Here is a 12,630-nt window from a genome sequence, read left to right as displayed (position 1 = left end):
CGCAGATCTCCTCTGCATCGCGCCGTGACCGCCGGTCGAGTCCGAGCGGGTCGCCGTCGTCTGACGAGCCGGGCACCTCAGTGCACGAGATGCAGCCCTTGGGCCACCGCCCGCGCGATCACGTCTTGCACGGTGTGCCAGCGCTCGATGATCTGCCGGTAGCCGACCCGCACCACGTGATACCCGAGCAGCATCAACGTCGCATCGTGCTCGATGTCGGCCTCGCGTTGCGCGCCGACGTGGTGCGCCCCGTCGATCTGCAGCACCAGGCGATCGCCGATCAAGAAGTCGACACGGTGCCCCGCGATCCAGGCCTGCGGCGTGATCCGGACGTTCAACCAGCCGAGCCGCGGCACCACGAACGACTCGAGGCCGGAGTCCGAGTACGGCACCGCGGAGTCGAGGATCCTCCGCGCGGTCGTCGACAGCGCCAACCGCCCGAGCGCGTGCCGATCGACGAGTCCCTTCCGCAGCGCGGACTCCCACACGGCGAGGGCAGCCTCGTACGGCTGGCATGCCGCCACGATGGCGAGCACGTTCTCGATCGGGTCGACGAGTGCATCGGGATGCCGCGGCACGAGCGGCTTCGCCCAGTGCGCCCGCACCCCTCGGTGCGAGACCGCCCCGGAATGCGCCGGCGCGGCAACGTGCGGACGGTCGTGCGAGAGCACCCACAACCCGAGTCGCTCGGCCTGCGTGATGCACGAGACCACGACTCCCGCGTGGGCGGCGGCGATCAGGTATCGGTCGGCCGACGGCACCGCGACCCATCCCTTGCGCACTCGGATGAGGCTTCCGGCGACGAGACTCTGCTCGATGCGGTGGCGACTGAAGCCCGCCCGCAGCAGGAACCGGGTGCGAACGACGCCTCCAGCACCCCGTGTCGTCGCGGCGACGGGGTCGGTCGGGATGGCCCGGACCGCGGGCCCGACCCTCGGCGTGGGTTCGAAGGCGGGCGTGTCGGGGCGGGCCGTGGTCACTCATCGAGCATGGCCGCTCGGACGCAGGCCGCCCGCGGCGAGGCGGCAGCAGTGGATGACTCACCCGCCGGGAGCCCTGTGGAGGGCGGGTACGCCGACGCGATTCCGAGGAGAGCTGCGATTCCGAGGAGAGCTGCGATTCCGAGGAGCGAACCAGGGGCATGGCTCCTCGGAATCGCCGATCTCCTCGGCACTGCCGCGCATCGGTGCGACTTGGGGCTGCACGGGGACGACGAAGACCCGGGACACCGGGCCCAGGGCCCAGGGCTCAGACCTCAGGCCTCAGGGCTCAGGGCCCAGGGCCCAGGGCCCAGGGCCCAGGACACCGGGCCCCCACTACATGCGGAAGAGACCGAACGCCGGCTCGGGCAGCGGCGTGCGGCTCGCGAGCTCGAGCGCGAGGGCGAGCACCGTGCGCGTGTCCTCCGGCGCGATGATGCCGTCGTCCCACAGGCGAGCGGTCGAATGGTACGGGCTGCCCTGGTCGTCGTACTGGGCGCGGATCGGATCCTTGAACGCCTGCTCCGCGGCATCCGACCAGGTCTCGCCCTTCACCGCGAGCTGGTCGCGCTTGACGGTCGAGAGCACGGATGCCGCCTGCTCGCCGCCCATCACCGAGATGCGGGCGTTCGGCCACATCCAGAGGAACCGGGGCGAGTACGCCCGGCCGCACATCGAGTAGTTGCCGGCGCCGAACGAGCCGCCGATGACGACCGTGAACTTCGGCACCCGGGTCGTGGCGACGGCGGTGACCATCTTCGCGCCGTGCTTGGCGATGCCGCCCGCCTCGGCGTCGCGGCCGACCATGAAGCCCGAGATGTTCTGCAGGAACAGCAGCGGGATGCCCCGCTGGTCGCAGAGCTCGATGAAGTGGGCGCCCTTCATGGCCGACTCGCTGAAGAGCACGCCGTTGTTCGCGACGATGCCGACGGGGTGACCGTCGATGTGCGCGAAGCCCGTCACGAGCGTGTCGCCGTACTCGCGCTTGAACTCGGAGAACTCGCTGCCGTCGACGAGGCGCGCGATGACCTCGCGCACGTCGTAGGGCTGCTGCACGTCGACCGGCACGGCGGCGACGAGCGTCGACGGGTCGACGGCCGGCGGTCGCGGCTCGCGCACCGCCCACGCCCTCGGCGCGGGTTCGGGCAGGGTCGCGACCATGTCGCGCACGAGCTCGAGCGCGTGCTCGTCGTCTTCGGCGAGGTGGTCGGTCACGCCCGAGACCCGGGAGTGCAGTTCGCCGCCGCCGAGCTCTTCGGGGGTCACGACCTCGCCGATCGCCGCCTTCACGAGCGGTGGGCCGCCGAGGAAGATGGTGCCCTGGTCGCGCACGATGACGGTCTCGTCGCTCATCGCGGGCACGTAGGCGCCGCCGGCCGTGCAGGAGCCGAGCACGGCCGCGAGCTGCGGGATGCGCATCGACGAGAGCTGGGCCTGGTTGAAGAAGATGCGCCCGAAGTGGTCGCGGTCGGGGAACACCTCGTCCTGCAGCGGCAGGAACGCCCCGCCCGAGTCGACGAGGTAGATGCACGGCAGTCGGTGCTCCTTCGCGACCTCCTGCGCGCGCAAGTGCTTCTTCACCGTCATCGGGTAGTAGGTGCCGCCCTTGACGGTCGCGTCGTTGCAGACGACGAGCACCGGGCGCCCGTGCACGAGGCCGATTCCGGTGATGATGCCCGCGCCCGGCGAATCGCCGCCGTAGAGCCCCTCGGCCGCGAGCGGCGAGAGTTCGAGGAACGGGCTGCCCTCGTCGAGCAGGCGGTCGACCCGGTCGCGCGGCAGCAGCTTCCCGCGCGCCACATGACGGTCGCGGGATGCCGCGGGGCCGCCGAGCGCCGCCGCCGCGAGCCGCTCGCGCAGCTCGCCGACGAGCGCCGCGTGCGCTTCGGTGTTGGAACGCGCGGCATCGCCGCTCGGGTCGATGCTCGTCTGCAGGATCGGCATTCGTGCCACCAGTCTTCGTCGACGGCGCGCCCACTTGTGGCCGGCGCAGGATTTCGGTTAGTGTGCACTAACTCGATTCCCGATGTTAGCGAGCATTAACCGAGATGGCAACCACACCGAACGCGGCTGAGATCGTCGGCGACGCATTCGCCGATGCGCCGGCAGCCGCTGCCGTCGCGACCGCGACCGAGCGCAGCCGGTTGAAGGCCGATCGCCGTCAGGCCATCCTCGCTGCGGCCGCGACGCTCTTCGCACAGCGGGGCTACGCCGGGGTGACGATCGAGGATCTCGGCGCAGCGGTCGGCGTGAGCGGCCCCGCGGTCTACCGCCACTTCCCGGGCAAGGCCGCCGTGCTCGCCGCGATCCTCCAGGGCGCGAGCCGCACGCTGCTCGACGGCGCCGAGCGGGTGCTCGGCGAGACATCCGACCCGACCGCGACGCTTCGCGAGCTCATCGCGTTCCACGTCGACTTCGCCCTGGGCGACGCCGACGTGATCCTCGTCCAGGACCGGGAGCTCGAGCAACTCGACCTCGGGGCACGGCACGAGGTGCGCCTCCTCCAGCGCCAGTACGTCGAGCACTGGGTCGACACCCTCGAAAGACTTCGGCCCGATCGGGCCGAGACGGAGCTCAGGATCCGGGCACACGCCGCCTTCGGCCTCCTGAACTCCACTCCGCACAGCGCCCGCATCCCTGGGCGCAGACCCGCCGACGGCACCATCCGCGGCATCCTGGAGGAAATGACATGGGCGAGCCTCATGTCGTGACCCTGCGCGCCACCCGCGCGGGCGATCTCGACGCTCTGTTCGGATTCGAGCAGGATCCCACCGCCGTTCGCATGGCCGCGTTCACGCCGCCCGATCCGAGCGATCGCGCGATGTTCGACGCCCATTGGCGGCGACTCCTCGCAGACCCGACCGTCGACGCCCGAACGGTGCGCGCCGACGGCGAGATCGCGGGCAGCGTCGCCCGGTGGTTCGAAGACGGGGTGGCCGAGGTGACGTGCTGGATCGACCCGGCCCGCTGGGGCGAGGGCATCGCGACCCGGGCCATGCGGTTGTTCCTCGACGAGGTGCACGAACGCCCGGTGCGCGCCCGCCTGGCCACCGACAACGCTGCGTCGATCGCGCTGCTCGAGAAGCTCGGCTTCCGGCACACGACCACGCAGACGAGCTTCGCGAACGCGCGCGACACCGAGGTCGAGGAGCGCGTCTACACGCTCGACTGAGACGCCCGGTCGCGGTCGCGGCGCGTTCGGGGATGTCGCCGCTGCGCCGCGTCTGGGGCCTCAGCCTCCCGCGCGAGCTCCCTGCTCGGCCGCGATGCCCGAGATGCGCGCTGCGAGCTCGAGGTCGCGCGAGGTGACCCCGCCGACGTCGTGCGAGCTCAGCTCGAACCCGACCCGGCCCCAGCCGAGCTGCACGTCGGGGTGGTGGTTCAGTTCGTCGGCGACGAGGGCGACCGCGTCGACGAAGCGGACCGCACTCGCGAAGTCCGCGGTCGAGTAGGCCGCCACGAGCCGATCGCCGTCGTGGCTGAAGGCCGTGCCGGCCAGCTCGTCGGCGGTGTCGCCAGGCGAGAGGATGCTGCGTGCGTTCATGCGCACCATCCTCCCGCCGGAGCGCCGATGCCGCCACCGGCGATCGCGCCGGGCCGTGCGCGGCACGGCGTCACATCATCGTCAGCGCCCGCCCGGGCTCCCGCAGGATCGCACCGACGTCGGCGAGGAAGCGCGACCCCTGCGCACCGTCGACGAGCCGGTGGTCGAACGAGAGGCTCAGCGTCATCATCTCGCGGAGTGCGATCTCGCCGCGGTGCTCCCACGGTTGGCGGCGCACCGCACCCATCGCGAGGATCGCCGCCTCGCCGGGGTTCAGGATCGGCGTGCCCGCATCGATGCCGAAGACCCCGATGTTCGTGATCGAGATCGTGCCGCCCGAGAGGTCGGCCGGGCTCGTGCGCCCGGCACGCGCGGTCTCGGCGAGCGCGGCGATCGCGTCGGCGAGTTCGCCGAGCGACATGCGCTCGGCGGCCTTCACGTTCGGCACCACGAGGCCGCGCTCGGTCGCGGCGGCGATGCCGAGGTTGACCCCGCCGAACCGCACGATCTCCTGCGCCTCCTCGTCCCAGCGCGAGTTGACCTCTGGGGTGCGCCGGGCGGCGAGGCACACGGCCTTCGCGACGACCGTGAGCGGCGTCACCTTGCGCCCCGTGAACTCGCGATCGTCTCGGAGCCCGCGGAGCAGCTCCATCGTGGCCGTCACGTCGACGGTCAGGAACTCGGTGACATGGGGCGCGGTGAAGGCGCTCCGGACCATCGCCGCCGCCGTGTGCTTGCGAACCCCCTTGATCGGGATCCGCGTCTCGGCGGGCGTCTCGATGCGCCCGGGCGCGGTGAGCGATGACACGTCGTCGGGGACGGGCATCGAGAGAGCGGATGCCGCGCGCTCGACGTCGTCGCGGGTGATGAGGCCGCGCTCGCCGCTGCCGTCGATCGCCTCGAGGTCGAGGCCGAGGTCGCGGGCGAGCTTGCGCACGGGCGGGGTCGACCGCGGACGCTCGGTGCGCGCCGATGCGGCGGCGGGCGCGGGAGCGGCCTCGACGGCGGACACGTCGGCGGACGACTCGGGCACCGCCGGCACGAGGTCGGCGACGAGGGCCGACCGGCGTGCACGCCGCTTCGGGCCGGTCTCGGCCGCGGCGCCGTACCCGACGAGGTTCGGTCCGGGTGCCGCGTCGGACGAGGCCTCCTGCCCGGCGCTCGATGCCGAAGTTGCCGAAGCCGCAGGCGCGGCCGGCTCCGCGGGCGACCCGGATGCCACCGTCGGCGCAGTGCCCGAGGCATCCCCTTCGCCCGTGTCGCAGGAGAAGAGGGGGGCGCCGACGTCGATCGTCTCCCCCTCGGCCGCATGCAGCGCCGTGATGACCCCTGCGTACGGCGAGGGCAGCTCGACGACGGCCTTCGCGGTCTCGACGTCGGCGATGATCTGGTTGAGCTCGACGCGGTCGCCCACGGCGACGCGCCAGGCGACGAGCTCGGACTCGGTGAGCCCCTCGCCGAGGTCGGGCAGCGGGAAGTCGCGGATCATGCTCACGCCTCCACCCCGCTCAGCGAGTTCGGTCGGCCGAGCACCCGATCGACCCCGTCGAGGATGCGATCGAGGTCGGGCAGGTGGTGCCGCTCGAGCTTCGCGGGCGGGTACGGGATGTCGTGCCCCGTGACGCGCACGGGGGCGGCCTCGAGGAACTCGAAGCAGCGCTCGGTGATCGACGCGGCGAGCTCCGCGCCGACGCCGCCCTGTTGACCCGCCTCGTGGGTGATCACGAGCCGGCCGGTGCGGCGCACGGAGGCCTCGATCGTCGCGTAGTCGACCGGTGCGAGCGAACGCAGGTCGATCACCTCGATCGACACCCCGTCTTCTGCGGCCGCGGTCGCCACGTCACGCGCCGTCTGCACGAGCGCGCCGTAGGTCACGAGGGTCACGTCGCCGCCCGTCGTGACGGTCGTCGCGACGCCCATCGGCCGGGCGTCGGCGAGGCTGGCCGTCTCGTCGACCTCGCCCTTCACGTGGTAGCGCCGCTTCGGTTCGAAGAACAGCACGGGGTCGTCGCTCGCGATCGCCTGGCGCACCATCATGTACGCGTCGGCGGGGTTCGAGCACGCCACGACGCGCAGCCCCGCCGTGTGGGCGAAGTACGCCTCGGGCGACTCCGAGTGGTGCTCGGCCGCGCCGATGCCGCCGCCGAACGGAACGCGGATCGTGATCGGCATGCGGACGTTCCCGCGCGAGCGGTAGTGCAGCTTCGCGACCTGCGCGACGATCTGGTCGAAGCCGGGATAGATGAACCCGTCGAACTGGATCTCGATCACGGGCCGGAACCCGCGGTACGCGAGCCCGACGGCGGTGCCGACGATGCCCGCCTCGGAGAGCGGCGCGTCGACGACGCGCTTCGCCCCGAACTCGGCCTTCAGCCCGTCGGTGACGCGGAAGACGCCGCCGAGCGTGCCGATGTCCTCGCCCATGAGCACGACCTTGTCGTCGTCGGCGAGTGCACGGCGGAGTCCGGCGTTGAGCGCCTTCGCAAGGGTGAGCGTGGTCATCGTGCGCCTCCTTCGGCGGTCTCGGATGCCGCGGCATCCGTGCTCTGCGCCGGCGAGGCGTCGTCGAACATCGCGAGGTAGCGCGCGTACTGGTCGCGCTGGCGCTCGAGGTGGCTGTTGGGCTCGGCGTAGACGTGGTCGAAGACCGTCAGCGCCTCGGGGTCGGCGATGGTCGTGATCGCGGCGCGCAGTTCGGCGGCGGCACGGTCGGCGTCGGCCGCGACGTCGCGCTCGAGGCCGGCGACGTCGACTCCGGATGCCTCGAGCAGCGCGAGCACCCGTGCGAGCGGGTCGCGCTCGCGCCACTCGGCGAGCTCGTCGTCGGTGCGGTACCGCTTGGGATCGTCGGCCGTCGTGTGCGGTCCCATGCGATACGTGACCGCTTCGATGAACGTGGGCCCGCCACCGCGGCGAGCGCGTTCGAGCGCGATGCGCGTGGCGGCGAGCACGGCGAGCACGTCGTTGCCGTCGACGCGCACGCCCGGCATGCCGAAACCGTCGGCGCGGCGCGCGAGGTGCTGCTTCGACTGCAGGCCCACGGGTTCGGAGATCGCCCACTGGTTGTTCTGGCAGAAGAAGACGACCGGGGCGTCGAAGCTCGCTGCGAAGACGAGGGCCTCGTTGACGTCGCCCTCGCTCGTCGCGCCGTCGCCGAAGAAGGTGATCGCCGCGGCATCCGACCCCTCCCATGCCGCACCCATGGCGTAGCCGGTGGCGTGCAGGGTCTGGGCGCCGATGATGATCTGCGGCACGGCCATGCCGTGCTCGAACGGGTTCCAGCCCGATGCCGCGGTGCCGCGCCAGACCGAGAGGAGCTCGGCCGGCTCGACCCCGCGCACCCACGCGAGGGCGTGCTCGCGGTAGCTGGAGAAGATGAAGTCGTCGTCGCGGAGCGCGCGGCCGGCACCGATCTGCGCGGCCTCCTGACCGGCGAGCGGCGGCCAGAGTCCGAGTTCGCCCTGGCGCTGCAGTGCCGTGGCCTCCGAGTCGATGCGCCGCACGATCGCCATGTCGCGGTAGAGGCGGCCGAGGGCGCCGAGGTCGATGTCGGCGATCCACGGATCGAACTCCGCGTTCGCGTGGCGTTCACCCGTCGGGGTCACGAGTTGCACGAAGTCGTCGGGCAGCGCGAGCTCGCGCTGCGTCAGGAGCCCGGTGGCGTCTCGGCCGGATGGGGTCATCGTCGATCCTCGCTGTCGGCGGGCCCGCTTCGTGGGCTGCCCGCGCCCGGCGGCACTGCCGGATACCCAGAGCGTACGTCGATCTCGCACACAGCTCAACCAACGAGAGCAGCGTTGAGCATGTTGCACGGTTCGATCACCCGCTCGACTGCTATCGTGTGGCGTTATGACCGGTTACGACGCTGTCGACAAGGCGCTGCTGACGGCGCTCGCACCCGACCCGAGAGCGACCGTGGTGGCGCTCGCCGACCGCCTCGGCCTCTCCCGCAACACGGTGCAGGCGCGCATGGCGCGCCTCGAGGCATCCGGCGCCTTCCTCTCCTTCGAGCGCAGCATGGACCCGGCGCCGCTCGGGTACCCGATCGAGGCGTTCATCTCGGTGCACGTCCGCCAGAAGCTCCTCGGCGATGTGGTCGACGAGATCGGGCGCATCCCCGAGGTGATCCAGGCGCACGGGCTCTCGGGATCGATCGACCTGCTCGTGCGGGTCGTCTGCCGCGACGCGCACGATCTCTTCCGCATCGACGGCGAGATCCTCGCGATCGACGGCGTCGAACGCACCGAGACCTCGCTCGCGATGGGCGAGCTCATCCCCTACCGGCTCGCCCCGCTGCTCGAGCGCTGAGGCGCGGCGACCGGGCCGGTCCGGCGCCCGGCCGATCCGGCGACCAAGCCGATCGGCCGTTCCGACCGCCCGGCCGTTCGCTCAATCGAACGACTCGATGTACTCCTCTTCCGGCCCGAGCTCGGGGACGTCCCGCAATTCGAGGGCGTCGCCGGCCCGCTCGAGTTCGAGCACCGTGACGGTGTTGGCACCGGGGCGCAGCAGCGGCGCCGGCACGTAGAGCGTGATCTGCGGCCCGATCTCCCAGTGCCGGCCGAGCAGGAATCCGTTGACCCACACGAAGCCCTTCGCGAAGCCCGGCAGCGCGAGGAAGGTGTCGGCGACGGCCTCGATCTCGAACGTCGAGATGCGGAACCCCGCAGCGCCCGGCTCGACGACTTCGCCCGCGACCCCAGGGGCGCCCGCCATCGCGGCGGCTTCGAGCTCGGATGCGCTCCAGTCGGCGAGCGCGATCGGCCGGCTCCGCCAGCCCTGCACGATCCGCCGGTCGATCTGCACCGCTCCGAGGATGCCCTTGCCCTGACCGAGCAACGGTCCGTAGTTGATGCGGCCCTGGTTCTCGACGAGGATCTCGAGGCGCACGCGCTCGCCGTGACCGATGAGCTCGACGCCCGCGGCGGCGCTCGAGGTGTCGACGACGCCGATGAACCGGCCGTCGACCCAGACCTGGGCGCGGTCGTGCAGGCCTCGCATCGAGAGCGTGCTCGTGCCGTTCGGCAGGATCGGCGCCGCCTCGTAGAGCACGAGACCGGCGTCGAGACCGAGTTGCTCGAAGCTCGCCGGCGCCACGGTGACGGATGCCTCGCTGCCGCCGGCAGCCCGAAGCGCCGGCAGCAGCGCCGCGCCGGGCGCCGTCGGCAGGCGCCGGGCGGTGAGCACGGGTCGCTCCTCGGGCACCTCGGGCGCAACGACGCCCGTGAACGCCTCGAGTCGCTGCCGGAGCATCCGGCCCTTCTCGGTGATCGCGCCGTGCTCGCTCACCGGGGCGTCGGAGTCGTAGCTCGTGACCGTCGGCTGCAGCACGCGGCCGTCGTGGTTGGCGCCCGACCAGAGTCCGAAGTTCGTGCCGCCGTGCGCCATGTAGATGCTCACGGAACCGCCGACCTCGAGGATCTCGTCGATCACGCCGACCGAGCCGCGCGGCTCCCGAACATGGTGGTGCTCGCCCCAGTGGTCGAACCAGCCGTTCCAGTACTCGGCGCAGAGGAACGGCTCGCCGTCGCGGCGCGACCGCAGCAGCTCGGCCGCCTCGCGGGCGCGCGAGCCGAAGGTCGCGGTCGCCAGCACGCCGGGCAGCGTGCCGCCGTCGAGCATGAGCTCGGTCGGGCCGTCTGCGGTGTAGAGCAGCTCGGTCACGCTACGGGCGACGAGCCCGTCGCGGAGACGGCGGAGGTAGCCGGCGTCGTCGCCGTAGCTGCCGAACTCGTTCTCGAGCTGCACCGCCACGATCGGGCCGCCGCGATCCGCCTGCAACGCGGCCAGTCGCGGGATGAGCTCGTCGAACCATTCCTCGACGGCCGCCATGTAGCGCTCATCGCTCGATCGGGGCCGGAGACCGGGCACGCCGGTCAGCCAGGACGGCAGACCGCCGTTGTCCCACTCCGCGCAGATGTAGGGACCGGGCCGCACGATCACGTCGAAGCCGAGCTCGCCGGCCAGCGCGATGAAGCGTTCGACGTCGCGCCATCCGCTGAAGTCGGCCGGGCCGACGCCCCGCTGGTGGAAGTTCCATGCGATGTAGGTGTCGATCGTGTTGAGGCCGAGCGCGGCGAGGCGTTCGAGGCGATCGCGCCAGAGCTCGGGGTGCACTCGGAAGTAGTGGATCGAGCCGCTCAGCACCCGGTGCGGGACCCCGTCGCGGAACAGTTCGCCGTCGCGGAACGTGAGGATCGGGGCGGATCGAGCGCCTGCCGCGGCGGCCGCGGTCGCGTCGGCGGTCTCGATCGGGCTGATGGTCTCGGAGGGAGCGGGGCGGGTCACTTGATGGCTCCGGCGGTGAGGCCCGCGCGCCAGAAGCGCTGCAGGGAGAGGAAGGCGATGACGAGCGGGATGATCGAGAGGAAGGCTCCGACGACGACGGTGCCCGCGGGCACGTTGCCGTTCGAGGCCGACCAGCCGACGAGCCCGACGACGACGGGCTGCAGTGAGCTGTCGTTCAGCACCATCGCCGGCAGGAGGTAGTTGTTCCAGACCTCGACGAACTGGAACAGGAAGATCGTGACGAGCGCCGGAGTCATGATGCGCATCGAGACCGAGCGGAAGATGCGGAACTCGCCCGCCCCGTCGAGGCGACCGGCCTCGATGAGCTCGTCGGGCACCGACTGCGCCGCGAACACGCTCGCGAGGTAGACGCCGAACGGGCTGACGATCGAGGGCAGCAGCATCGCGAGGGGGGTGTTCAGCAGCCCGATCTGGTTGAACATGAGGAAGAGGGGCAGCGTGAACATGACCTTCGGGATCAGCACCGCGGCGAGGATGACCCCGAACACGAGGCCGCGCCCCCGGAAGGCGTACTTCGCGATCGCGTACCCGGCCATGGCCGAGATGACGGTGCCGACGAGGGCGGCGGTGCCCGAGTAGAAGATGCTGTTCAGCATCCACTTGCCGAAGATGCCGTCGTTCACGTCGAAGACGAGGGCGATGTTCTCGAAGAGGCCGAATCCGTCGAACCAGAGGCCGCTGCCGCTGAACTGGTGGCCGGCGGGCTTCGTGGCGGCGACGATGAGCCACCAGATCGGCATGAGGAAATAGAACGCCGCGAGGAGCAGCACGGCCATGACGCCGGTGCGGCTGGCGGGCGAGGTGTCGCGCTGGCCGCGGGGGCGGGTCGCTGAGGCGAGGGTCGGGGTCAACGATCTCCCCTTCCGGTGATCTTGAAGAAGACGAAGGACGTCACGCCGACGAGCACGGCGAGCACGACGGACTCCGCGGCGGCATAGGGGTAGTTCTGCGCCGCGACCTGGGCCTGCGCCGCCATCAACGGCGTGTACGTCGAGGTGATCGCGCCGCCCGAGATGGACTTCAGCACGGTGGGCTCGTTGAAGAGTTGCGCGGAGCCGATGATCGAGAAGACCGTCGTGAGGATGAGGGCGGGCCGCACCATCGGGATCTTGATGCTCCAGGCGGTGCGCCACGACGAGGCGCCGTCGATCTTCGCCGCTTCGAGGGTCTCGGCGGGGATGGTCTGCAGGGCCGAGTAGATGATGAGCATGTTGTAGCCGGTCCAGCACCAGGTGACGACGTTCGCGACCGACCAGAGGGCGAGCGCGTCGCTGAAGAACGGGATGCTGAACCCGAACGTCGCCTCGAGGAACCCGTTGATCGGGCTCGTGACGGGCGAGTAGAGGAACGACCACATCACCGCGGCCACGACACCGGGCACCGCGAACGGCAGGAAGCTGCCGAGGCGGAAGAAGCCGCGACCGCGAGCCGACTTCGAGTCGATGAGCAGGGCGATGAAGAGTGCAAGGCCCAGCATGACGGGAACCTGCACGACGCCGAAGAGCAGCACCCGGCCGAGGGAGGCGATGAACTCGTCGTCGGTGAAGACCCGCGCGTAGTTCGCGAACGGATCGAAGGTGAGCGTCGGCGCGGTCAGGCCGAGCCCGTCGCGCTGCAGGGTGAAGAGGCTCTGGATGAACGCGAACGCGATCGGAGCCAGGTACATCGCGACGAAGAGCACGAGGAACGGGGTGAGGAAGAGCCATGGCGTGCGCCACCGGCGCACGCGTGCGCTCGCTCCGTTCGCGGTGGTCGTGGTCATGTCGCTCCTTGTCGTGCGTGCGTCGTGGGCCGGAT

12 protein-coding genes are annotated in these 12,630 nt (G+C 71.2%); 3 read left to right on the top strand and 9 right to left on the bottom strand.

Going from position 1 to position 12,630, the window contains the following annotated elements; genetic code table 11:
* Nucleotides 1-77: 77 nt before the first annotated feature.
* The gene (locus ACFTQE_RS06220) at nucleotides 78-980 is read right to left on the bottom strand and encodes an endonuclease domain-containing protein (protein WP_376924242.1); all 903 of its coding nucleotides are present in this window, start codon (nucleotides 978-980) and stop codon (nucleotides 78-80) included.
* A gap of 336 nt (nucleotides 981-1,316) precedes the next feature.
* Nucleotides 1,317-2,924, bottom strand: coding sequence for a carboxyl transferase domain-containing protein (locus ACFTQE_RS06215; protein WP_376924285.1), 1,608 nt, complete (start codon nucleotides 2,922-2,924; stop codon nucleotides 1,317-1,319).
* Between the two features lie 104 nt (nucleotides 2,925-3,028).
* Here ACFTQE_RS06215 and ACFTQE_RS06210 point away from each other — a divergent pair, with 104 nt between their 5' ends.
* Nucleotides 3,029-3,691: a TetR/AcrR family transcriptional regulator gene (locus ACFTQE_RS06210; RefSeq protein ID WP_376924241.1), complete on the top strand. Its 663-nt coding sequence runs from the start codon at nucleotides 3,029-3,031 to the stop codon at nucleotides 3,689-3,691.
* Complete coding sequence (locus tag ACFTQE_RS06205) at nucleotides 3,670-4,152, top strand: GNAT family N-acetyltransferase (protein ID WP_376924240.1); 483 nt, start codon at nucleotides 3,670-3,672, stop codon at nucleotides 4,150-4,152. Before ACFTQE_RS06210 ends, ACFTQE_RS06205 begins: the two co-directional genes overlap by 22 nt.
* A gap of 60 nt (nucleotides 4,153-4,212) precedes the next feature.
* On the opposite strand, the gene ACFTQE_RS06200 is transcribed toward ACFTQE_RS06205, so the two are convergent.
* The 4 genes from ACFTQE_RS06200 to pdhA all read right to left on the bottom strand — a co-directional run bounded on the left by ACFTQE_RS06200 (nucleotide 4,213) and on the right by pdhA (nucleotide 8,207).
* Complete coding sequence (locus ACFTQE_RS06200; protein WP_376924239.1) at nucleotides 4,213-4,524, bottom strand: 4a-hydroxytetrahydrobiopterin dehydratase; 312 nt, start codon at nucleotides 4,522-4,524, stop codon at nucleotides 4,213-4,215.
* A gap of 70 nt (nucleotides 4,525-4,594) precedes the next feature.
* The gene (locus ACFTQE_RS06195) at nucleotides 4,595-6,013 is read right to left on the bottom strand and encodes a dihydrolipoamide acetyltransferase family protein (protein ID WP_376924238.1); all 1,419 of its coding nucleotides are present in this window, start codon (nucleotides 6,011-6,013) and stop codon (nucleotides 4,595-4,597) included.
* Nucleotides 6,014-6,015: 2 nt separating this feature from the next.
* Nucleotides 6,016-7,026: an alpha-ketoacid dehydrogenase subunit beta gene (locus tag ACFTQE_RS06190; RefSeq protein ID WP_376924237.1), complete on the bottom strand. Its 1,011-nt coding sequence runs from the start codon at nucleotides 7,024-7,026 to the stop codon at nucleotides 6,016-6,018.
* Nucleotides 7,023-8,207, bottom strand: a complete 1,185-nt coding sequence (gene pdhA / locus ACFTQE_RS06185) for a pyruvate dehydrogenase (acetyl-transferring) E1 component subunit alpha (protein WP_376924236.1) — start codon at nucleotides 8,205-8,207, stop codon at nucleotides 7,023-7,025. The genes ACFTQE_RS06190 and pdhA overlap by 4 nt, the downstream gene beginning before the upstream one ends.
* 166 nt (nucleotides 8,208-8,373) lie before the next feature.
* On the opposite strand from pdhA, the gene ACFTQE_RS06180 reads away from it, so the two are divergent.
* On the top strand, nucleotides 8,374-8,832 hold the full coding sequence (locus ACFTQE_RS06180) for an Lrp/AsnC family transcriptional regulator (RefSeq protein ID WP_074261157.1): 459 nt from the start codon (nucleotides 8,374-8,376) through the stop codon (nucleotides 8,830-8,832).
* Nucleotides 8,833-8,913: 81 nt separating this feature from the next.
* Here the strand turns inward: ACFTQE_RS06180 and ACFTQE_RS06175 are convergent, their stop codons facing one another.
* The 3 genes from ACFTQE_RS06175 to ACFTQE_RS06165 are packed head-to-tail and all read right to left on the bottom strand — an operon-like array spanning nucleotide 8,914 to nucleotide 12,595.
* Nucleotides 8,914-10,812: a glycoside hydrolase family 35 protein gene (locus tag ACFTQE_RS06175; RefSeq protein ID WP_376924235.1), complete on the bottom strand. Its 1,899-nt coding sequence runs from the start codon at nucleotides 10,810-10,812 to the stop codon at nucleotides 8,914-8,916.
* Nucleotides 10,809-11,684 (bottom strand): carbohydrate ABC transporter permease, encoded by an 876-nt coding sequence (locus ACFTQE_RS06170; RefSeq protein ID WP_376924234.1) that lies wholly within the window; start codon nucleotides 11,682-11,684, stop codon nucleotides 10,809-10,811. Before ACFTQE_RS06170 ends, ACFTQE_RS06175 begins: the two co-directional genes overlap by 4 nt.
* The gene (locus ACFTQE_RS06165) at nucleotides 11,681-12,595 is read right to left on the bottom strand and encodes a carbohydrate ABC transporter permease (protein ID WP_375836885.1); all 915 of its coding nucleotides are present in this window, start codon (nucleotides 12,593-12,595) and stop codon (nucleotides 11,681-11,683) included. The genes ACFTQE_RS06170 and ACFTQE_RS06165 overlap by 4 nt, the downstream gene beginning before the upstream one ends.
* Nucleotides 12,596-12,630 lie beyond the last annotated feature (35 nt).

The sequence above is a fragment of the Agromyces sp. NPDC056965 genome, from assembly GCF_042673425.1.
Taxonomy (GTDB): Bacteria; Actinomycetota; Actinomycetes; order Actinomycetales; family Microbacteriaceae; genus Agromyces.
The sequence above is the reverse complement of the archived record's forward strand: the minus strand, read 5'-3'. Positions and strand labels throughout refer to the sequence as shown.